The organism is Synechococcus sp. BDU 130192, from assembly GCF_963876085.1.
GTDB lineage: Bacteria > Cyanobacteriota > Cyanobacteriia > Cyanobacteriales > MRBY01 > MRBY01.
Window position 1 is genome coordinate 256,859 of sequence record NZ_CAWNNO010000011.1, and the last position, 21,252, is coordinate 278,110.

Consider the following 21,252-nt stretch of genomic DNA (forward strand, 5'->3'; position numbering starts at 1 on the left):
AAAATCCTATACCTCATCCTTTGACAGTCGGTGACCCAATAAAGATTCACTCAGGTAAGTCACCAAAATATACAAAATCGGCACCACAAACAAACTCAACAAAGTCGCCACTAGCATTCCCCCAAAGACCGTCGTCCCCAAAGACTGACGACTGGCGGCCCCGGCCCCCGTTGCCAATGTTAAGGGAAAGATCCCCGATAAGGTCGAAATTGCTGTCATCAAAATTGGTCGGAGTCGTTCCCGCGCGGCCTCAATGGCGGCTTTGGTAATCGATAGCCCTTCGCCACGCAAATGGTTTGCAAATTCCACAATCAAGATCGCATTTTTACTCGCCAAACCAATCAACATCACCAGCCCCACCTGGCAATACACATCGTTAGGGAAGCCCCTAAGCACCAATGCCGTCAAAGCACCACAGATCGCTAACGGTACCGAAAGTAAAATAATCGCCGGATCCAAAAAATTTTCGTATTGCGCAGCTAGAACCAAAAAGACAAAGACCAGCCCCAAACCAAAGATAATCGGTGCTTGGCCGCCAGACTCAATTTCCTCTAAGGCTGTACCCGCCCACTCATAACCAAAACTGCGGGGTAACGTTTGCTGGGCGATGCGTTCCATCGTTTGTAAGGCTTCACCAGAACTGACCCCCGGAGCCGCAGAACCATTAATTTCAATGGAACGCAACAGATTGTAGTGGTTAATGGTTTGCGCCCCAGATCCGGGTGTGACGGTGAATAACTGCCCCAGGGAAACCATTTCGCCTGTGTCGGAGCGGGTATAAACCTGACCAATATCCGCTGGATTATCCCGAAATAGGCCATCCATCTGAACATAGACCCGATAATTATCCTGACCTAAATCAAAGTCATTGACATAGGTAGACCCAAAGGCCGTTTGTAAGGTGCCATAAACCTGGGCAATATTGATATTTTTCGCCTTTGCAAAATCCCGTTTAATCTCAAGGTCATACTTGGGATTATTGGCGGCATAGGTACTAAACACCCCTTGGAGGGCGGGGTCTTGGTTCGCAGCGCCTAGCAGTTGTCCCATGGCTCCCACCAAATCCTGGATGGCAGCGCGTCCACTGCGGTCTTGGAGTTGGAACTGGAAACCACCAAAGTTACTGAGACCCTGAATCGGCGGCGGATTCACAGGAAAGACACGGGCTTCAGTAATTTGCGCAAAGGTCGGAAATAGGCGACCAATGATCCCTTGGGCTGTTTGTTCGGGTCGAGTCCGCTCTGACCAGGGTTTCAGGGGACAAAAAATAACACCAGAATTGGCTTGACTACCGCCCCCAAAACTAAAGCCACTAATGGCAAAGGTGCCATCAATTTCGGGGATTTTGAGGAGTTCTGCTTCGACCTGCGCCATCACAGCATCGGTGAACTGCATTGAAACCCCCTGGGGGGCCTGGACAAGGGTGATGATGTAACCCTGGTCTTCTTCGGGCACAAAGGCGCCGGGGACAATTTGGTAAAGCCAGGCGGTTATCACCAGCAGAACAGTAAAAAGACTCACCACGACATATTTCATGCGGGTCAGTTGGAAAAGAATTTTTTGGTAGCGGCGACGGAGCCAATTTTGAAAGCGATTGAATTGGTTAAAGACTTTTCCCAAAGCATTGGTAGGTTCGGGGCGATCGCGCAACAAAACCCCAGCGAGGGAAGGTGTTAAGCTCAGGGCGATAAAGGTTGAAATCGCGATAGAGAAGGCAATGGTGAGGGCAAACTGCTGATACAAAGCTCCTGTTGTCCCTGGGAAAAAAGCCACCGGAATAAACACAGCCATCAGCACTAAGGAGGTGGCAATAACGGCCCCGGTCAACTCTTGCATCGCGGCGATCGCCGCCTGTTTTGGGGCCATGCCTTTCTCGTGGATGAGCCGGGCAATGTCTTCGACGACCACAATCGCATCATCGACCACTAGACCCGTCGCGAGGGTCAAACCAAAGAGGGTCAGACTGTTAATCGAAAAATTGAAGAGTTTAATGAAAATAAACGTCCCAATCAAGGCAATGGGAATCGTCAAGGTCGGCACGAGGGTTGTGCGCCAATCTTGGAGAAAAAGGAAAATCACAAAAATCACTAAGGCGATCGCCGTGATGAGGGTGATCACCACTTCCCGCATCGATGCCGCCACATAGTCGGTCGTATTAAAAGCAATCCGATAATCCAACCCAGGCGGAAACTGTTCCGAAAGGACTTCCATCTCCGCAATGACGCGATTTGCCACATCCAGGGCATTACTCCCCGGCCGCTGGAAGATCCCAATCCCGACAGCCTGGTTGCCCCGGTAGCGGACAGTTGTGTTGTAGCTCTCCGCTCCCAGCTCAACGCGGCCCACATCCCGCAGTTTAATAATCTGACCCTGCTCATCAACCTTGAGAACCAGTTCTTCAAACTCTGACACTGTTCCCAGGCGTCCCCCTTGAATTTCTAAGTCAAACTGATACTGTTGTCCGGCGGGGGCAGGGGATTGGCCCAACTGTCCAGCCCCCACCAGGCGATTTTGTTCTTGGATTGCGGCGACTACGTCCTGGGGGATGAGACGACGGGCCGCCAGACGATTGGGATCAAGCCAGACCCGCATCGCATAGCGACGTTCCCCAAAAATTTGGACATTACCGACCCCCTCTAGTTTGCGGAGGGCATCGAGCAGATAATTATCGGCATAGTTACTGAGAAAGACATCGTCATATTCGCCCGCCTCGGAGTACAAACCGACCCCAAGGACAATATTATTGCTGCTTTTCGCCACCCGGACTCCGTTTCGCTGAACTTCTGCGGGCAGTTGTGAGGTGACGGCGGCAAGTCGGTTTTGGATATCGACGGCGGCCAGGTCTTCATTACGACTCGCATCAAAGGTGGCCACAATGGTGCTCAGACCGTCGTTACTACTGGTGGAGGAAAGATATCTGAGACCTTCGATCCCGTTGAGTTCTGCTTCAAGGATATTGGTAACGGTTTGCTCTACCACTTCAGCACTGGCCCCGGTGTAGCTGGCGGTGATGCTGATTTGGGTGGGACTAATTTGGGGAAACTGGGCAACCGGGAGGCTGGGAATCGTAATGAGACCGACCAGTAAAATGATCACACCACAAACCAGGGCAAAAATAGGCTTCTTGATGAAGAGCTTAGAAAACATTGGGAGAATCTGAGAAAAGCATCTCCCTATCGTAAGAGTTTTTTTCCAGAAAGGCCGGTAATTTTCTGGGTTTCGCGTCAAATTCTTTGTTTTTGTGCTTCAAATCAGAAAATCTTTAATGGGGAAAGGCTTGGCGTTAAAATTGGAATTCACCCCTGCTCACCCTAAAACCCCCACAGCAAGCAATGACTTCTGCTTCTCCGTCCCCTCAGCTCAGCGATCAACTGCCGCCAACGGTGGAATTACGGCCTAGCTATAACATTCCCCTGGTGCTGATTATTAGTGGGGTTCCCCTGGCCCTCTGGCAAATTTGGGTGGGGGCGATCGCCTCTTTATTTGGTCTATTTTTACTTTTTCAAGCAGTAACCCTGCGACTAGAATTCACCGCCACGGATTTAGATGTTTATCGCAGCGGCGATCGCATTCGGCGTTTCCCCTATCGCGAATGGCAAAATTGGCGCATCTTTTGGACAAGGGTTCCCATCCTGTTTTACTTTAAAGAAATCAATAGCATTCATTTTTTACCGATTATTTTTGACCCCCGCACCCTCCAGCAGGTTCTCGAAGCGCGCTGCCCCCGCCAAGACTAACACCCTTCATTAATGACGCTTTCCCCTGCGTTGTCACCCGTTGCCCCTAAGGACAAACTTTTATGAGTTCAGACCCCCAACAAGACCGACCCAAATTAGATCTGCAACCCACTCCTAAAGAACCATTAAATTTGCCCTCTGAAGCGAGTGGTACCGAGACTGATGCCAGTGCTTCAACTCCTGCGCCAGACCAGACCCCAGAGACCACGACAGACAGCACGGACTTAGAAAAATTACAGGCAGAGAAAGCAGCGCTTCTGGCAGAGATTGCCGCACTGAAGGCAGAAAAAGCGGCCCTCTTACAAACGGAAACGGGAGATCTCCAAGCTCAACTAGAACGGTTGATGGCCACAGGACTCCAAACCCTCGAAGACAGACAGGCAAGTCTGCAAAAATCTGTTGCCCAATTGGAACGACGCCGGGACAAAATCCGTGAGGAAATGCGCACCACCTTTGCGGGTACGTCCCAAGAAATTGCCGTGCGGGTACAAGGGTTTAAAGACTATCTCATCGGGAGCTTGCAGGATTTGGCGATCGCCGCCGAGCAGTTAGACTTACCCAGCTTTGATCAAGATTGGTCTGCGGCACCGTCACCAGTACCGACCCCGGAGCCTCCTCCTCAAAAATTAACTCCACCCCAGTTTTCGGAGCAAAGTTTTGCAGCTAAGGCGCGTCGAATCCAGGAAATGCTGGATCAATACCGGATGTCGCCGGACTACTATGGCCCCCCTTGGCAACTGCGCCGCACCTTCGAGCCAATCCATAGCGAACGGGTGAAGAAATGGTTCTTTGACCAAGGCGGACGGGGCGCAATCCGGAGTATGGGTAGCCGTCTGCAAAATATTCTTGTGGCTTCGGCCAGTTTATCGGTGCTCTATAGTCTCTATGGCGATCGCCTCCGGGCCTTGATTTTGGCGAATACGCCAGAACGACTCGGTGAATGGCGGCGGGGCCTACAGGACTGTTTAGGCATCTCCCGCAGTGACTTTGGGCCAAACTCTGGGGTCATTTTATTTGAAAGTCCCGATGCCCTCGTCCAAAAGGCGGATCGGCTCGTAGAAGATGATAGACTACCGCTAATCATTATTGATGAGGCTGAGGACAATATTAATCTGTCGTTGCTGCAATACCCGTTGTGGCTTGCATTTGCGCCGGAACCCCAGTCCGATTCTTCTTACTTTTTCTAAGTTTTCGCACGTGTTTCCTGCATCGGAGTAATGGGTTATGAATCTTTCGTTGGCGATCGCCCCCTTTTGCATCGGAGTGGCCTATTTATTGGGCGCTATTCCCACGGGCTACCTAGCTGGCAAGTGGCTCAAGGGAATTGATATCCGCGATTATGGTTCCCGTTCCACAGGGGCGACCAACGTCCTCAGAACCCTCGGTAAAAAAGCGGGGATCACGGTGTTGCTTTTCGATGCACTCAAGGGCGTTGCGGCGATCTTATTTTTTAAGCTGCTTTATACCCACCCTGAATGGATTGCCTTTCCTGCCAACTATGACCAATACTGGCTCACCATGGCTGTGGCGATCGCCGCTGTCTTGGGCCACAGCAAATCGATTTTCATTGGCTTTAACGGCGGCAAATCCGTTGCTACCAGCATCGGCGTCCTTTTGATCATGGCTCCTTGGGTGGCCCTGGGAACTATCGTTACCTTTGCGGCGGCAATCACTTTAACCCAAATCGTTTCCCTGAGTTCGATCAGTGGGGCGATCGCCGTGATGCTTTTGATGATTGTTTTACAGCAGCCCCTCCCTTACATTCTCTTTGGGGCGATCGCTGGTATTTACGTCATTGTGCGCCATCGCAGTAATATCCAAAGAATTATCGCTGGTACCGAACCTAAAATTGGGGCCAAAGCGACAAACTAAATTTTGAAATTAATGCCCAAAAAATCAAACTCTGTTTGCGGAGATCGGGAAAGGGTTGTCTGCGTTTTTGATTAACTTTTCCGGTCTAATTTGTGAAGGTGTCGCTTTATTGAAAAGGTAAAATATTTGATGATTTCAAGGTTTTGTAGTCTTTGTTTATGGGCATAATCTTTTCACAAAAGAGTTAAGATAATAGCTTTTTCCTAATCCGATTCGGGTCAATTTCCTTGATTGCCTTTCTGCCGCTACAAAGTAAAAAAATCAAGTCGAACCAATTAAAAAAGCACTGAGACTATTCCCAGTGCTGTTGTTTTATTAGATTATTAAAACCAAAATCCCAGTGATGTTTTATTTAAACCTATGGGTGGAATAAAAGATCAGGGAAGAAACGGTTGAACTCAATTAATAGTCCAGCCGTAAAAACCATCATTGCGGTCAACAACACCGGCGCAGAAGATAAGAACTTATCCATTTATTTACTCCAAAAAGAATGATAAATACTTAAAAATGAAAACCTAGCGAGGAGAGATGGGGACATCCGCATCCTTCACGACTAGCTCACCGGAAGTAAATTCTTTCAGAGCAGCCAAAGGCCAAGCAAAACCAGCCAACATCAAACTAAACGCCCGGGGGACATTGATGATGACTTCTTGCATTGCCGCATCTTTTTCATCACGGACTGCGATCAGATAAGCGCGACCAGCCCAGCCGATCCAACCAGCAATGTAGAGAAAGAGAATACTTGGAATTAAAAATTCACCGGCATGATCAAGACGGCCGTCCACGATGAGGTGGGGCAAACCTTCGGGGCCACAGAGGGCTTCAGAGTAAGCAGCGGCACGGTTTTGACCGGAGTTCGGGTCTGCGGTGGTGTTGCGGAAGTTCTTTGCTCTTTGTTTATAAGCGGCGGACTCACTACAGGGGGTTAAGTGAGACAAAGAATCTGCTTTCACGGGGGAAGCGAAACCCAGCCACAAAGTTAAAGAGAGAGCAAAGGCGCAAACAACAGCTACGAAACGTTGCATAAGTTTGTTTCCTTTTGTTACAAAATAATTAAGTTTTTTGTACAAAAGATACGCCAATCCATTTGTACTTTGGAAGCAATATTACTGTGACCAGCGTATCGAGTAAAGGCAAAAAAGGTTAAAGTTGTTAACTTAAATCTAAGTTATACCGATATATGAGCATTGTTTTAGCAATCGAAACAAGTTGTGATGAAACTGCCGTTGCAATTGTTAATAATCGTAAAGTTCTTGGCAATGTGGTTGCTTCACAAATCGACATTCATCGGGAATTTGGCGGCGTTGTGCCAGAGGTAGCATCGCGGCACCATTTAGAAAGTATCAATGCTTGTATTGACACGGCCTTTGAGCAGTCGGGGTTAGACTGGTCTGAAATTGAGGCGATCGCCACGACCTGTGCGCCGGGCTTAGTGGGGGCTTTGTTGGTGGGGGCCGCCGCCGGAAAAACGTTAGCGATGGTGCATAACAAGCCTTTTATTGGCGTTCATCACCTAGAGGGACACATTTATGCCAGCTACCTCAGTCAACCGGAGTTAGAACCGCCTTTTCTCTGTCTCTTGGTTTCTGGGGGGCACACGAGCTTCATTGAGGTGCGCGGTTGTGGGGAATATGAACTGTTAGGGGAAACCCGTGATGATGCGGCTGGAGAAGCCTTTGATAAGGTGGCACGGTTGCTGAAGGTGGGTTATCCGGGGGGGCCAGTGATTGATCGTCTGGCTAAAGCAGGAGATCCCCAGGCCTTTAAGTTGCCAGAAGGGAGAATTTCTTTACCCGGCGGGGGCTACCATCCCTACGACTGTAGTTTTAGCGGCCTGAAAACGGCGGTTTTACGCCTAGTGCAGCAGTTTGAAGCGGCGGGTAAGGACATCCCAGTAGAAGATATTGCCGCAAGTTTCCAGTACACTGTCGCCCAAGCTCTGACAAAACGGGCGGTGCGTTGTGCGGGCGATCGCCAACTGCAAACCATTGTGGTCGGTGGTGGTGTGGCAGCAAACAGTGGTTTACGAGAAATTTTGACGGCAGCGGCAGCGGAATCAGGAATTCGGGTTTATTTCCCGCCCCTCAAGTTCTGTACGGATAATGCGGCGATGATTGCCTGTGCGGCGGCGGAACATTTCCAAAAAGGCGATCGCTCCCGGTTAGATTTGCCCGTGGCCTCCCGGTTGCCGATTACCCAGGTGCAAACCCTATACACCCCTCTAGTTTCCCTTAAGGGGAAATCTTAAGCTGCGCCACCTCCCTCCAGGGACATACACCCTCCGCCTTCGGTACCTCCCTCAAGGGACATACACCCTCCGGTCTATCGACCACCTCCCTTAAGGGAGGATTTTTAGGCGAAGACGGCGGTGCGGTTACCGTAGACCAAAACGCGATTTTGCAGATGGAGGCGGACGGCGCGAGATAAAACAATACGTTCTAAATCTTTGCCTTTGCGAATTAGATCTTTCACGTCATCCCGGTGACTGACCCGCACCACATCCTGCTCGATAATCGGCCCTTCGTCGAGATCCTGGGTGACGTAGTGGGCCGTGGCACCAATGATTTTTACACCTCGGTCGTAGGCGCGGTGGTAGGGTTTCGCCCCCGCAAAGGCTGGCAAAAAGGAATGGTGGATATTGATCACCTGGTTAAACTGGCCGAGAAAATCTGGACTAAGCACCTGCATATATTTGGCGAGGATCACCAGATCGATGTTGTATTCCTGTAATAGGGCCAGTTGTTTCGCTTCTTGTTCTGCTTTGGTTGCCTTGGTGATCGGGATATGGTGAAAATCAATCTTAAATTGTTGGGCGATCGCCTCTAGTTCCTGGTGATTGCTAATAATCAGGGGAATTTCTGCCTTGAGTTCTTTAGCTTGTTGTCGCCAGAGGAGATCCAGCAAACAGTGATCCTGTTTTGTGACCCAAATGGCTAGCCGGGGAACCTGGTCAGAAAAATGTAAGCTGTAGGTCGCCCCCAACGGTTTGGCGATCGCCCCAAAGGCCGGTTCAATGACCTCCCGTGGCAGGTTGAATCCGTCTAGCTCCCACTCGATGCGCGTCAGAAATAAACCAACGCTAAGATCCGTATGTTGATCGGCGTGGATAATATTGCCGCCGTTGGCATAGATAAAGTTGGCAATTTTCGCAACCAGACCTTGTTGATCCGGACAGGACACTAGCAGAGTAGCAGTGGGCATTGCTTTTTTAGATTCTTAAAGGTTCGCAAAACTCCATTATTGTACGGGTTTCGCCTTGAAAATGAACGGTGTAGCGAGAATCTCACGAAAAAATGACACAGACTTGGGTGCAGGTACAGCACACCTTCCAACAAATTTGGGGCTACGATGACTTTCGGCCACCCCAGGATCAGATTATCCGCAGTTTACTCGCCGGACAGGATGCTTTGATTATCATGCCCACCGGTGGCGGCAAATCCATTTGTTTTCAACTGCCGGCTATTTTACAAACGGGCCTGACCCTGGTGGTTTCTCCTCTGGTGGCCCTCATGGAAAATCAGGTGCAAACTCTCCAGGCAAAACGCCTCCCGGCCCGACTCCTCCACAGTCAGTTATCAAAATTAGAGCGGCGGCAAACCCTGCAAGCGGTGGCAAAAAATCAGTTGCGCTTGCTGTATCTATCGCCAGAAACCCTTTTAAGTCCCCCGGTTTGGGAAATTTTGATTCAACCCCAGCTAAAGGTGAATGGTTTAATCCTCGATGAAGCCCATTGTCTGGTGCAGTGGGGAGATACTTTTCGTCCGGCCTACCGACGCTTAGGGGTTGTGCGTCCCGCCTTACTGCGCCACAAACCCAAGGGCACGAAAATGGCGATCGCCGCTTTTACGGCCACCGCTGATCCCCAAGCCCAGAAGAGCATCAGCCAAACCCTCCAGCTCAAGAGTCCCAAAAAATTTGTCGAGAGTCCCTATCGCCCCAATTTACAGTTAGCGAGCCGCACCGTTTGGAGTCCCAAGGGCAAACGAGACCAGTTGCACCGATTGCTACAAACCAATGCCAAGGCGTCGGGGTTGATTTACGTCCGGTCGCGGCGGGAGGCGGAAACTTTAGCTATGACCCTGGGGCAACAAAATTATCAGACAGCGGCCTACCATGCGGGTCTTAGTCCAGGCGATCGCCGCCAACAGGAAAAAGATTGGCAAACGGGGCGCTTGCAATTTGTCGTTTGTACTAATGCCTTTGGGATGGGCATTGATAAAGCTGATGTGCGCTGGATTCTTCACTACCATCCCCCCAGTCTGCTGGCGGAATATCTCCAGGAAATTGGTCGCGCCGGCCGCGATGGCAAAAAAAGCACAGCCCTAAGTTTGGTCAGTGAACCCACGGGCCTTTTAAACCCGGAGGATAAAAATCGCACGCGCTTTTTTCAACAAAATCTCCAAAAGCAGATCCGCCACGCCGCAAAATTGGCCCAGACCCTTCCTCTCCAGGGCAGCCTTTTAGAACTCGATCACCAAGCAGAATTAAGCCTAGGGATTTTACACAGCACCGGGCAACTCCGCTGGCGGGATCCGTTTACCTACGAACGCCAGCCAACCTTAGACCCGAAAGCCTTCACGATTCTGAGACAGCAACAAATCCACGCCGTTCGCCAGCTACAAACCTTTTGGCAACAAAAAACCTGCCGCTGGCAATTTTTAATCGACAGTTTTGGTTTCCATGACCAGGCCAAAGACTTCCGCTGTGGCCATTGCGATCGCTGTCAGAACTCTTCATGATCAAGGCAAAAGGCGATCGCCTTTTTTCCAGTTACCAAGGAGAAACCCCATGTACGTTTTAATCGGTGGTGCCGGGATGATGGGACGAGATCTCGCCAAAACCCTCCAGCGGATGAACCACACCGTCGCGATCATTGATACCGATGCCGCCGCTTGTCAGGATGCCCGCGAAAAAATTGGTGTCATGGCCTTTGAAGGAAGTGCCGTTAAAACCAGTGTCCTCATCGAAGCTGGCATCCGCAAAGCCAACGCCGTCATTGCCACGCTCCGGGACGATGCCCTCAATCTCGCCTTGGTGACTCTCTGCAAACACTATGGTGTGCCGCAAATCATTGTTCGGATGCGCGATCGCGACTTTATTGAACCCTATAAACTGGCCGGAGCCACCCACATTATCAGCACCACAGAACTGGCCCTCAATCGTGTGGTTAATGCCATTGAATATCCTGAAGTCGATGCAATGATGCACTTTGAACAGGGACAAATCGAAGTTTTAAAGCTCTCGATTCCTGAAAATTGCGCCATTGTTGGCCGGAGCGTCGCGGAATTAGCCCAGGATCATCGCTTTCCTGCCGGGACATTAGTAATCGGCTACCAAGCGCACCCCCACGAAGAATTACAAATTCCCAATGGCAGCACCCTCCTAGAGAGCGGTTCGACAATTTTGGCTGTCACCAAACCAGAACTGGTACATCAGTTGGTGGACTTTATGGGGTTGTGTGTCGTTTAGGGATCCCGCAAGGCGAGAATTTTTTGGTTCAACTCCTGTAAATAGGGCCGGGCCGTCTCATCACTAATTAAGCCCTTGAGAATCGCTTCGTTAATAGCACTTTTTTCCGCGAGAAAGAGGCGATGGCGCAACCCTTCTAGATAAGCTTGGTTTTCAAACTGGCTCAGTTTTTGGGTGAGGCGTTGATTATAAAGCCCCCGTAACTCTTCCTCGGCGTTGGCAATGCGGGCCTGGTAGCTGGCAAAGAGTTCTTCATAGAGAAATTTTGGTAGACTGCCACTCTGCAACAGTTCCTTTAGTTCCTCCTGGGCGGATTTGGCGGCGATTAGATTAAGTTGCAAATTTTCGAGGTGTTGGCGGACGGGGGAAGGCTTGGCGAGTTGGAGCTTTTTCACGAACCAAGGCAAGCTCAAACCTTGGCCAATCAGGGAAACCAAGACGGTACTAAACACGAGGGTAATCACCTGCGATCGCCCTTGGAGGGTTAAAGGCAAGCCGAGGGCGAGGGCCATGGACAAAGAGCCTTTCACATTACCGAAAATGAGTACGTGCTGCCAGCGGAGAGGGAGGGGGCGGTCGAAAAACTTCAGCACCGACAGCAGAGGATAAGTCGAACAAATTCGCCCCACTTGATAGGCCACCACCGCCAGTAAAGCTGCCGGAATTGTCTGTAACAACGATAAAGGGGCGACCTCAATCCCCACAAACAGAAAAATGAAGGTATTCACCCCAAATCCCGCATATTCCCAGAAATTCAGGAGCGTAATTGTCACGGAGCCGGAGCATTCTCGCAGCGCCACGTTGCCGATCAAAAGTCCCGCGATCAACACGGCGATCGCACTAGAAACTCCCAAGGCCTGACCAATTTGAAACGTACCCAGGGAGACCGCCACCGTCAACAAAATATTACTGAGGGGATCATCCAATTGCCGGAACAGGCCAATGCACAAATAACCCAGACCCAGGCCCAGCAAGCCACCCCCCACAAAGGCAATTAAAATTTGTTCAACCCCTTCCCCAACGCTAAACGAACCTTGCAGATGAATGGTGGTCACGATATTTAGCAGAACAAGGGCAATCCCATCGTTAAACAAACTTTCCCCTTCCACAATGGTCGCCAGTCGCCCCGGTACTGGCACCGTCCGAAACGCCGCAATCACCGACACTGTATCTGTAATTGTGAGAATAACGCCCACCGCACAGGCCGTTAGCCAAGCTAAATCTAAGCTGACCTTCAGGAAAAAAGCAGTGATCGTCGCCGCCAAAAGCACACCAGGCCCTGCTAAAAGGGCGATTGGTTTAATGGTGCTCCGCAAACGACTGATATCGGTATTGATCGCCGCCTCAAAAATTAGAATCGGCAAGAATAAATTGAGAATAACCTCAGGATTTAGGCCAATGGCATCGGAGAGAATTTGTTTGGGGATCAACAACCCTGCCAACACCAGACCAATCACGTAGGGAATCCTCAGCCAGCGGGTCACCAGTGCCACGACCGTCGCCACCAACAGCAACAAAATTAAAGTATTCACCAATCCGGTAAAGGCATCGGCCGGCAAAGAAACCGCTTGTCCGAACAGGAAGATGTGGCGCACAATGATCAGGGGAGGATTGGGCACGGTGGTAAGTTTCCTTGGTGAGAATAATCGGTTGCAACATCCTACGGTAACGGCGATCGCCAGAAATCGACAGGCTGACGCAAAATTTTTGATGCTTAGTGACGGGATATTGATATGGTGCGGGTAGTGATAACGGGCCTGGGTTTACGCTGTGCCTTGGGCGATCGCCACCAGGCTTGGCAAAAATTACAACGGGGAGAAAGCGCGATCCAATTGCGGCAACCGTTTCGGGATTTACCCGTTATTCCGGTGGCAATGTTGGGGAAAGCGCCTGTGGATTTAGAAATTCTGCGGCGATCGCTCGTTGAGGCGACCTTAGTAGATGCTGGCCTAGAACCGCCTTTAGAACATTGTGGGATTGTGATCGGCTCTAGTCGGGGCTTTCAGGGGCAGTGGGAAAAGCTGCGGTACGACGACCAACAAGGACATCAGAGAGGATTAGAGAATTGGTTAACTTATTTACCCAACCAATTGGCGATCGCCACGGCCCAGCAAGTTGGCTCCCAAGGGCCAGTTTTAGCACCGATGGGCGCTTGTACCACCGGATTATGGGCGATCGCCCAGGGCTTTGAACTTTTGCAACGGGGCGATCGCCCACAGGTGTTAGCCGGAGCAGTGGAATCTCCCGTCACACCTTTAAGCATTACAGGGTTCCAGAAAATGGGGGCTTTGGCGACGACGGGTTGTTTTCCCTTTGACCAGCGGCGGGAAGGCTTGGTTTTGGGAGAAGGGGGAGCAATTTTTCTGCTCGAAACCCTAGAATCGGCCCAGCAACGAAACGCCAAAATCTACGGCGAAATCCTCGGCTGGAGTTTTACCTGTGATGCCCACCACATGAGCGCGCCCCAAGGTAATTATCAGGTCGCAATGAAGGCGATCGCCCAATGTTTAGAGCGGGCTGGCCTGGAACCCGAAAATATAGATCACATTCATCCCCACGGCACCAGCACGCAGCTTAATGACCAGGCCGAAGCAACGATGATCGAAATGCTATTTCCCCACCGTCCTTTTGTCAGTGGCAGTAAGGGGGCAACGGGCCACACCCTGGGTGCATCGGGAGCTTTGGGAGTTGCGTTCTCACTGTTAATGTTGCGGGAGCAACGGCTTTTTCCCTGTGTAGGCTTAGAACAATCAGAATTTGACTTGAATTTTGTTACAAAAGCCCAAAATACTCCACTCCAGAATACCCTCTGTTTCAGCTTTGGGTTTGGTGGCCAAAATGGGGCGATCGCCCTACAACGCTTTCATGAATTAAAACACAGCTAAAAGCCACTACATTCAAACTCAATAATTTCTCATTTTAGACAGTTTACAATCAGAAAAAGAATAAACATAATCACTTGATTTATCCTCAAGATTTTTTGCTATAGGAATAAGTTAAAAAAATAAAGCGCTAATCTATGGAAGAGGACACTCAAAATCTGAAACGAGATTTTTTTTCGCGCGGCAAGAACAAAATTTAGACCAACTATAACTTGCTTCTCATTTCGCTAACTGAAACAAAGTTTTCATCTTTTCAGGAGACAATTAATAAGATGTCAGCACAACCTAACAAATCACAAAACAAAACGCCTAGTAGCATTAAGAAACAAAACCGGACTCCAAAGTACGGAGACAACTATAATCGAGGGTACATTGGTTTTACCTACAACGACTCAAACTTCGTTTCCAGAGGCATTGCCTACTTTACAGGCCTTGGCAGGATGAGTGATATTATCACGACCCATACCTTGATTGTGACGGGAGCCGATGAGTGCATTGAAGCCCATGCACAATCAGGAGTACAAAGATCGAATTTAAGTAAATATTTTGACGATGAACAGTGCGACATTTTCTTCAGAAAACCAAGAGGTCTCAGTGAAGATATTGCAACGAACTTGATTAACCGTGCGGAACAAGAACTCAATAGTGAATATGATCTGCGTTTAATTGCGGCCCATGCGGCGGCTGGCACAATGCTCGGTCATTTTCTCAATCGATTATCTCAGGGTCAGTTGGAAAAGCAAATTGCTCAACTTTTAAATAAAGCAGATGCTTGGATTTGTAGCGAATTAATTGCCTATTGTTTAGATCAAGATCCCTACAAAGATCAGGGTATTTTAAAAGAGCCTTGGGAAACAATTTCTTCCCAGGAACTGTTTGAAGATTCTTTAGGGCAGATTTTCGAACCATGGCGTGATTTCCAGCAGCAGAATTAAATAAAATTAGTGAACTAAAACATGGATGAATTTCTAGCTCTTGAACTAGATTTTAGTAAACCATTCAGCATCAACATCGACTGACTCAATCAAATTTATTTTGACCCCTAGGCCAAGTTCTTTAAGTCGTTGAACTAACTGCTCACCATCTATTAAATCAATGGGCGGTGCACCATCGCGAGTTGCTTCTTTGATTGCATCTCGCGTAAAAGTTCCTGTTGTGATCATCAAGCCTTTATCAGTTCTCCCTTGCATTGCGCCTCGGAAATCTCGAATTTGACTTGCCGTCACTGAGCCTTGATAGCGCTTGCATTGAAAGAGTACATGAAAACTCAGAAATCCATTAATTCTTGCAATGCCGACCCCATCAATTCCCCCATCCCCTGATTTACCTGTAACTTGTACCTGAATAAAACCAGACTCACGCAGCAACCGTTGAGCTAATCGCTCGAAGGCGGCGGGGTCTAATGACAAAAGAATTTCGTGAAGCTGTTGATGCCAAGTGCTTTCATCTAAATTTTCCGTAGTTTCAGTTGATTGGTTTGGTAAATCTATCGAGGCTTTATTCTTCTTGTCTAACTCTCGAACAAACCTAACAACTTCCCTAGGATCGAGGTTGTCGGGGTTGATCGTCGTTGAGGTTAAAGACCAAACGCCCCGTGCTGAATTTTCTAAAAGACCATATTTTTTTAGATAAGTCCGACTCCATGCCAGTCTATATTCGACTTCACTCTGGGATGTGTTTCCATGAATAATTTCAAGAATCTGATCTGGCAGATTTAATAACTGGATGACCTGTTCATAAATTTCTTCAATGGTGCCAGAGCCTCCTAATGTTTGCAGAGCTTGAACAGTAGGAACCAGCAAAGCATCAAAAGTAGGTACTGGGGGAGCTGAATGATTCATAAAAAGCGTGTGCTAATTTCTATATCCATGATCAACACCCTAAATCTTAAGGGATTAAGCTTCTTACAAATCTTTGGAATCTTGTCCTAATTAAGTTGTAATTCCTTCTAAAACATCGTCCGTAAGGTCATAAAGATCACTCAGTTTTTGTAGTTTTTCATCGGAAGCTTCCCAGAAACCGCGCCCATGGGCTTCCAACATCCGCCCGACAATATTCCGAAAAGCTTCGAGGTTCGCATTTCGCAATTTTTGCGCCATCGTTGCATCGAGGGCATAGGTCTCTGCGGCTTGGTCATAGACCCATTGATCCTGGAAATCGACTGTACCACCCCAACCGATTAAAGCTGTCATTCGCTGGGAAATTTCATAGGCTCCCCCAGACCCCTGATCGGCCATTGCCTCAGCCCACTTGGGGTTGAGCAGCTTAGAGCGATATTCCATGCGCAGCACCGATTCTAATTTTCGGGGCGTTGTGTCCTTCGAGAAACTTTCCACAAAGCTGGCTGTAACGGTTTTACCGCTGGCATTTTCCGCCGCTTTTTTCAGACCCCCTGTATTGGCGTAATATTCCTGGATATCTGTCAGGCCATATTCCACCGAGTCAATTTCCTGCACCAGGCGATCGCCTGTTTGGAGTAATTTTTTCAAGACCTCTGGGCGTGCCTGACCCTTATCATTGCGACCATAACTGTATTGATTGCGGCCTTCCCAGGTTTTCGCCAGTTCGTCGCTGTTGTCCCAGTTGCCTTCGACGATTTGATCATTAACTAGAGAGCCAAAATCCCCAGCAGGATTGGAGAAGAGGCGGGCGGTGGTATTTTCGACTCCTTCGGCCTGGAGTTCGAGACTGTGCTTGCGGATAAAATTTTGCGCAGGATCTTCGTCTACGGTGGCGGCCCGGTGGAATAGATCGTCCAGTAGTTCAATGATGTTGACAAAGCTATCCCGGAAAATGCCCGACAGATTCGCCAAAATATCGATGCGGGGATGGCCGACGACTGCCAGGGGCAATAATTCATAGCGGACGATGCGCCCCGTCCCTTCCTTGATGGGTTTTGCCCCCACCAATTCCAGCAGAATCCCCAAGGATTCTCCCTTTGTTTTAATGGCATCCAAACCCCAGAGCATCACCGCCACCGTTTCTGGATAATTGCCCGTTTCCTCAAGGTGTTGCTGGATAATTTTTTTGCCAATTTCCCGACCGCGAGCATAGGCCGCCGGGGAAGGCATCCGGTAGGGATCGAGGGCATGGATATTGCGTCCGGTGGGCAAAACTCCCAGGCCATCCCGCAGCAGATCGCCCCCAGGGGCCGGGGGAATATATTCGCCGTTTAAACCCTTGAGCAAGTTCGTGATTTCGTCGTCCGTTTGTAAAAGGCGATCGCCAATTTCCCGTGCTTCTGCCAGGAGTTCCGGTTGATCGCAGGTAATTTCAGGCTCTCCCTGGGCCACCTTGGTAAGAATATTTTCCGAAAGGCGATCGCCAAAATAGGCCGTAAGATAACTTTGGATAATTTCGGGGCTGGGTTTTTCCCCCAGGACATGGAGACCAGAGGAAAACAGCCGTTGTTCTAGGGTTTGTAGGTATTCATAGATTTGGACGAAATAGTTTTGGAGAGCCGTTTTGCTGAATAAGGGGGCATTTTCGACCGTAAACTCGATCCCCTGCTCCTGGCCTACTGTAAATGGACAATCTTCCGGCAGGCCCAGATCAATAATTTTTTGAATAATATCCGGGCGGAGAGCGTCATTTTTCTCTGGATCTTCGCGGTATTCCCCAATCAAATCCCGCAGCACCAACAGTTCTTTGTATAAACCGGCCCGACCATAGGGAGGTACATTGTGAGAAATCAGGGTGCCATAGCCGCGCCGCTTCGCCAAAATCGACTCCGAAGGATTATTCGCCGCGTAGATATATAAATTTGGCAGATTTCCCAACAAAATATCCGACCAAGAATAACTGGTATTTCCCAGGGGCGAACCGGGCAGCCATTCCACTGTGCCATGCATCCCGAAGTGAATCAGAGCATCGGCGCGGAACTCATTTTGGAGCCATTTATAAAAAGCAGCATACTGGGGATGGGGCGTTAGATCTTTCTCGAACATCAACCGCATCGGGTCACCAGAAATACCCAGGGGCGGCTGCACGCCGATCCACACCTTCTCGAACTGGACGCCTCCCACCTGACATTTGCCCCCAAAGGTTTTCAGACCCGTATTGGTTAAACTCTGCCACTGTTTTTCAATTTTCTGGGTCAGAAGATAACCCAACCAACAATCCATGGTTTTGAGATCGATATTTTCCAGGGTCTGCTGGGGTGCCAAGGCGGGATCAAGGCGGTAGGCTTCGTCAGCAGCTTTCACCAAACGAATAATTTCTTCCCCATCTTCCGGAAAATCTCCCACATCGTAACCCTGAGCCTGGAGCGTTTTGAGAAGATTGACCAAACTTTTGGGGACGTTTAACAAGGCCGCTGTGCCCGTCGCCCCGTAGCCTGGCGGAAAGCCGTAGAGCAAAATGGCCAATTGGCGATCGCCTGGGGCGGTATTTTTCAGGCGAATCCAATTTTTTAGTCGTCCCGTGAGCCGTTTCACCCGTTCAGGGATCAGGTAAATATCCTCGCCCACCAGTCCTCCGAGGGGAATCGTATCAATCGCCCCATCCAGTTCTGGCAGAGCATAGAGCACCACGCTTTGGAGGCCGCCAATCCCTTGCCTCGTCCAGGAATGGAGGTCTTGGATTAACAAGGGAGCCGCAACGAGGTAGGGAATATTTTTCGCGGTGAGGATACTTTTGGCCACTTCCACTTGCCGCCCTGCTTCCATGGAACCGGCAGGGCCACCCACCAGGGGAAACCCAATCGTCGAAACAATGCCTTCAACCCTAACCGCATCGGCTTTGAGAGATTTAATGTCCACCTGGCCATGGAGCCTTTGATGCTGTTCATAGTCGGTGGTCAGCCAATCCCGGACGATTACATGGGCTTCGACACCATTGATAAAAATCGGCAGGGGCACTAACCCGTCGGCTTCAAATTTGCGAATCAGTTGGGGAATGTAAGGCTGCTTGGTGACAACGTGTTTACGGTAGAGGAGGACGGCAACGACGGGGTTTAATTTTTGCTCCGGAAAGGTGTGGCGATGCCAATCGAGATAAGCCTGGGGACTGAGAAAATAGCCATCATGGTCGGGATGGAGCAGGCCCAAATTCGGCGTTTCCACCACAGCGGGCAATTCTCCAATATTTAAACCCAAGTAATTTTCGGCGATCGCCCAACACATGGCCGCCACATTATCCGTCCCGCCGGCGTTCCAGTAACCGTAGATAATCAGCCAATTGCGCAGATCCTGAACTTTTTTCGCGGGAATATATTTCAGCAGCTTCGGCCCGGTCTTGAGGAAACTTAGGTAGCCAGCGAGCTTATCTTCTTCCTTGCTATTGGTAAATTTGCTCAGGATAAATTTAATCGGTTTCGGCATTCCCTTGGGTTGCTCGCCAATGACAAACTTGCCCAACCGAGTCAGGGCCATAAGTTCTAACGCCGACTCAAAAACTAAGCGTACCGGAATATTTTCGATCCGTTCCCGCAGCCAAATCACCTGGTCATAGTCAAAAATCAGACTGGCGAAAAAAACATCAGCCCCCTGTAAAGCTTGGGCCACGGCCTCTGGTTGGCTAGCCAAATCCCGGTCATTAAAGGTCAAGACTTCTAGGTTAGGACAACGGGCGATCGCCTTTTGGGCAGCATCCCGATACAAGCTGGCATTAAACGCTTCAAACCCGGTGATGATTACAATGCGCTTCATGGGAGCGGCCTTTACTTTCCGTTACACTGCGATCTTAGCAACTTTTTCTGGGGGAAAGTTCAGGTCAGGGCTTCCAAAAGGGAGGTCAATTTTAACTGGACTTCGGCATATTCCCGTTCCGGCTGGGAACCGGCGACAATCCCCGCCCCACCGTAGAGTCGCGCATGGTTGCCCCGAATCAAAGCCGACCGAATCGCCACGATAAATTCACTATTGTCCTGACTATCGAGCCAACCGATAGGGGCGGCATAAAGGGTGCGGTCAAAGGTTTCTGCTTGGCGAATTTCTGCACAGGCGATCGCCCTGGGGACGCCGGCCACTGCTGGTGTCGGATGTAAATGGGCCACTACCTCTAGGGGGTGAATTTGCGGCGGTAGGATTGCATGAATCGGTGTCCAGAGGTGCTGAATATTAGAAAGTTTAAGGAGCTTACGGGGAGCCGCCTGGGGATCGAGACCAAGGCTCTGGAGTTGTCCTAGTAGAAAATCTGCCACGGCTTGGTGTTCCCGTTGTTCCTTTTCACTGTGGAGTAGGCTTTTGGCGAGGCGCTGATCTGTGAGCAAAGATTCCCCCCGGGGGGCAGATCCGGCGAGGGCATCGGTCACCAATTGTCCCTGTTGTACCGCTAACAAACGTTCTGGACTTGCGCCGATAAATGTGTCACCCCGCTGATTACGGAGGGAAAAAACACAACAGTCCGGGTGGCGATCGCGCAGATTATCCAGGGCATGCACCACATCAAAAGCTTGATTGGCCGTGACATCGAGGGCATGGGCCAGAACGATTTTACTGAGTTTACCTTGGTCAATGAGGCGGAGGGCTCGCCGGACAGCCTGGGTAAATCCCGTTGAGGCGGTGCAGACAGTGCCCCGAATCCCTAGGGAGGGGACAAGTTCCTGGGGCAGAGTCGCGAGAAACTGGCGCAATTGTTGGGCGATTTGGCGTAAGAGAGTACGCTGTTGGCGATCGCCATTGAGCACTAAAAAATAATCCCGTTGGTGTTGCACCAGTTGCAGTCTAGGAATGGTGACTAAACCAGGCGGAAAAGGCGCTTCGGGGGTTTGGGCACTAAAAAACGTGAACCCACAGGAAAAGTAAGGAATCGGAATGTTGATATTGCGCTGAATTCTCGGTTGCCAATGGGTGATAAATTGCTGGGCTTGGCGAAAACGATCCTCTCCCTGGGGAACTAATTCGCTTAGGGTGCCAAAGTTGAGGATCGCCCGTTGCTGTTGGCGATTTTCCCAATAGAAGTGATTGAGGGGACTGGGCAGAATTTGTTCAATGGCCCGGAGCACCACCAGGTTATCTACCGCTGGAATTTTAGTGATTTCGCTGACAATCTCCCCAGATGGTGCGGGGGTTCTTTGGGTGAGCCATTGTTGCCAGGTTGATGGGGACAGTTGACGCCGTTGGCAGGAAGTTCCCATTCCCTCCCCCAATGCCGAACCGTGACTTTGATCCGGCTCTAGGCGATCGCGCCAAAGCGTTTTTCCCACAATTCAGATCCCTCTAGGACGATGGACAACGAAAAACAAAGATGTGCAATCAGTCGATGGTGCAGTCACTCAGGCCAGCAATGATGTCTTCCCAGTGACCATTCGGCTGTAGCGGGCTACCACTCCAGAATTTTACAATCAAGAC

At 49.9% G+C, this 21,252-nt stretch carries 16 protein-coding genes; 8 read left to right on the forward strand and 8 right to left on the reverse strand.

The genetic code is table 11. The annotated features are described in order from the left end of the window. Nucleotides 1–6 precede the first annotated feature (6 nt). Complete coding sequence (locus AACT35_RS05275; RefSeq protein ID WP_099241105.1) at nt 7–3,147, reverse strand: efflux RND transporter permease subunit; 3,141 nt, start codon at nt 3,145–3,147, stop codon at nt 7–9. A gap of 185 nt (nt 3,148–3,332) precedes the next feature. Here AACT35_RS05275 and AACT35_RS05280 point away from each other — a divergent pair, with 185 nt between their 5' ends. The 3 genes from AACT35_RS05280 to plsY all read left to right on the forward strand — a co-directional run bounded on the left by AACT35_RS05280 (nt 3,333) and on the right by plsY (nt 5,609). Further along, nucleotides 3,333–3,737, forward strand: coding sequence for a DUF3119 family protein (locus AACT35_RS05280; RefSeq protein ID WP_099241106.1), 405 nt, complete (start codon nt 3,333–3,335; stop codon nt 3,735–3,737). 62 nt (nt 3,738–3,799) lie between these two features. Continuing rightward, nucleotides 3,800–4,924: a DUF3086 domain-containing protein gene (locus AACT35_RS05285; RefSeq protein ID WP_099241107.1), complete on the forward strand. Its 1,125-nt coding sequence runs from the start codon at nt 3,800–3,802 to the stop codon at nt 4,922–4,924. 37 nt (nt 4,925–4,961) lie between these two features. Then, entirely contained in the window at nt 4,962–5,609 is a 648-nt protein-coding gene (gene plsY / locus AACT35_RS05290) for a glycerol-3-phosphate 1-O-acyltransferase PlsY (protein WP_012306637.1), read from the forward strand. A gap of 358 nt (nt 5,610–5,967) precedes the next feature. On the opposite strand, the gene psaJ is transcribed toward plsY, so the two are convergent. Both psaJ and AACT35_RS05300 read right to left on the reverse strand, forming a co-directional pair. Further along, the gene (gene psaJ, locus AACT35_RS05295; RefSeq protein ID WP_012306636.1) at nt 5,968–6,081 is read right to left on the reverse strand and encodes a photosystem I reaction center subunit IX; all 114 of its coding nucleotides are present in this window, start codon (nt 6,079–6,081) and stop codon (nt 5,968–5,970) included. Nucleotides 6,082–6,124: 43 nt separating this feature from the next. Further along, nucleotides 6,125–6,634, reverse strand: a complete 510-nt coding sequence (locus tag AACT35_RS05300; protein ID WP_030007236.1) for a photosystem I reaction center subunit III — start codon at nt 6,632–6,634, stop codon at nt 6,125–6,127. A gap of 155 nt (nt 6,635–6,789) precedes the next feature. On the opposite strand from AACT35_RS05300, the gene tsaD reads away from it, so the two are divergent. Continuing rightward, nucleotides 6,790–7,857 carry a tRNA (adenosine(37)-N6)-threonylcarbamoyltransferase complex transferase subunit TsaD gene (tsaD, locus tag AACT35_RS05305; protein ID WP_099241108.1) on the forward strand — a complete coding sequence of 356 codons (1,068 nt, stop codon included), beginning with the start codon at nt 6,790–6,792 and terminating at the stop codon, nt 7,855–7,857. Nucleotides 7,858–7,961: 104 nt separating this feature from the next. Here tsaD and purU read toward each other — a convergent pair whose 3' ends face one another. Further along, nucleotides 7,962–8,810, reverse strand: a complete 849-nt coding sequence (gene purU, locus AACT35_RS05310) for a formyltetrahydrofolate deformylase (protein ID WP_065710403.1) — start codon at nt 8,808–8,810, stop codon at nt 7,962–7,964. A gap of 92 nt (nt 8,811–8,902) precedes the next feature. Here purU and AACT35_RS05315 point away from each other — a divergent pair, with 92 nt between their 5' ends. Together AACT35_RS05315 and AACT35_RS05320 are read left to right on the forward strand one after the other, a co-directional pair. Next, the gene (locus AACT35_RS05315) at nt 8,903–10,348 is read left to right on the forward strand and encodes a RecQ family ATP-dependent DNA helicase (protein WP_099241109.1); all 1,446 of its coding nucleotides are present in this window, start codon (nt 8,903–8,905) and stop codon (nt 10,346–10,348) included. A 49-nt stretch (nt 10,349–10,397) separates the two neighbouring features. Next, complete coding sequence (locus AACT35_RS05320; RefSeq protein WP_030007240.1) at nt 10,398–11,078, forward strand: potassium channel family protein; 681 nt, start codon at nt 10,398–10,400, stop codon at nt 11,076–11,078. Here AACT35_RS05320 and AACT35_RS05325 read toward each other — a convergent pair. After that, on the reverse strand, nt 11,075–12,673 hold the full coding sequence (locus tag AACT35_RS05325; RefSeq protein WP_371410759.1) for a cation:proton antiporter: 1,599 nt from the start codon (nt 12,671–12,673) through the stop codon (nt 11,075–11,077). The two genes, AACT35_RS05320 and AACT35_RS05325, sit on opposite strands and share 4 nt — an antisense overlap. Nucleotides 12,674–12,811: 138 nt before the next feature. On the opposite strand from AACT35_RS05325, the gene AACT35_RS05330 reads away from it, so the two are divergent. Next, nucleotides 12,812–13,963, forward strand: coding sequence for a beta-ketoacyl-ACP synthase (locus AACT35_RS05330; protein WP_099241111.1), 1,152 nt, complete (start codon nt 12,812–12,814; stop codon nt 13,961–13,963). Between the two features lie 269 nt (nt 13,964–14,232). Next, nucleotides 14,233–14,895 (forward strand): hypothetical protein, encoded by a 663-nt coding sequence (locus AACT35_RS05335; protein WP_216820581.1) that lies wholly within the window; start codon nt 14,233–14,235, stop codon nt 14,893–14,895. Between the two features lie 45 nt (nt 14,896–14,940). On the opposite strand, the gene AACT35_RS05340 is transcribed toward AACT35_RS05335, so the two are convergent. The 3 genes from AACT35_RS05340 to AACT35_RS05350 all read right to left on the reverse strand — a co-directional run bounded on the left by AACT35_RS05340 (nt 14,941) and on the right by AACT35_RS05350 (nt 21,107). Next, nucleotides 14,941–15,801 carry a restriction endonuclease gene (locus AACT35_RS05340; RefSeq protein WP_099241112.1) on the reverse strand — a complete coding sequence of 287 codons (861 nt, stop codon included), beginning with the start codon at nt 15,799–15,801 and terminating at the stop codon, nt 14,941–14,943. Between the two features lie 90 nt (nt 15,802–15,891). Next, complete coding sequence (bchH, locus tag AACT35_RS05345; protein ID WP_099241113.1) at nt 15,892–19,608, reverse strand: magnesium chelatase subunit H; 3,717 nt, start codon at nt 19,606–19,608, stop codon at nt 15,892–15,894. Nucleotides 19,609–19,667: 59 nt separating this feature from the next. Next, nucleotides 19,668–21,107: an isochorismate synthase gene (locus AACT35_RS05350; RefSeq protein WP_254048093.1), complete on the reverse strand. Its 1,440-nt coding sequence runs from the start codon at nt 21,105–21,107 to the stop codon at nt 19,668–19,670. Nucleotides 21,108–21,252: the final 145 nt, after the last annotated feature.

Coding starts and splice junctions, on each gene's coding strand:
- AACT35_RS05275 (WP_099241105.1), bottom strand. CDS start 3,147: ATGTTTTCTAAGCTCTTCATCAAGAAGCCTATTTTTGCCCTGGTTTGT.
- AACT35_RS05280 (WP_099241106.1), top strand. CDS start 3,333: ATGACTTCTGCTTCTCCGTCCCCTCAGCTCAGCGATCAACTGCCGCCA.
- AACT35_RS05285 (WP_099241107.1), top strand. CDS start 3,800: ATGAGTTCAGACCCCCAACAAGACCGACCCAAATTAGATCTGCAACCC.
- plsY (WP_012306637.1), top strand. CDS start 4,962: ATGAATCTTTCGTTGGCGATCGCCCCCTTTTGCATCGGAGTGGCCTAT.
- psaJ (WP_012306636.1), bottom strand. CDS start 6,081: ATGGATAAGTTCTTATCTTCTGCGCCGGTGTTGTTGACCGCAATGATG.
- AACT35_RS05300 (WP_030007236.1), bottom strand. CDS start 6,634: ATGCAACGTTTCGTAGCTGTTGTTTGCGCCTTTGCTCTCTCTTTAACT.
- tsaD (WP_099241108.1), top strand. CDS start 6,790: ATGAGCATTGTTTTAGCAATCGAAACAAGTTGTGATGAAACTGCCGTT.
- purU (WP_065710403.1), bottom strand. CDS start 8,810: ATGCCCACTGCTACTCTGCTAGTGTCCTGTCCGGATCAACAAGGTCTG.
- AACT35_RS05315 (WP_099241109.1), top strand. CDS start 8,903: ATGACACAGACTTGGGTGCAGGTACAGCACACCTTCCAACAAATTTGG.
- AACT35_RS05320 (WP_030007240.1), top strand. CDS start 10,398: ATGTACGTTTTAATCGGTGGTGCCGGGATGATGGGACGAGATCTCGCC.
- AACT35_RS05330 (WP_099241111.1), top strand. CDS start 12,812: ATGGTGCGGGTAGTGATAACGGGCCTGGGTTTACGCTGTGCCTTGGGC.
- AACT35_RS05335 (WP_216820581.1), top strand. CDS start 14,233: ATGTCAGCACAACCTAACAAATCACAAAACAAAACGCCTAGTAGCATT.
- AACT35_RS05340 (WP_099241112.1), bottom strand. CDS start 15,801: ATGAATCATTCAGCTCCCCCAGTACCTACTTTTGATGCTTTGCTGGTT.
- bchH (WP_099241113.1), bottom strand. CDS start 19,608: ATGAAGCGCATTGTAATCATCACCGGGTTTGAAGCGTTTAATGCCAGC.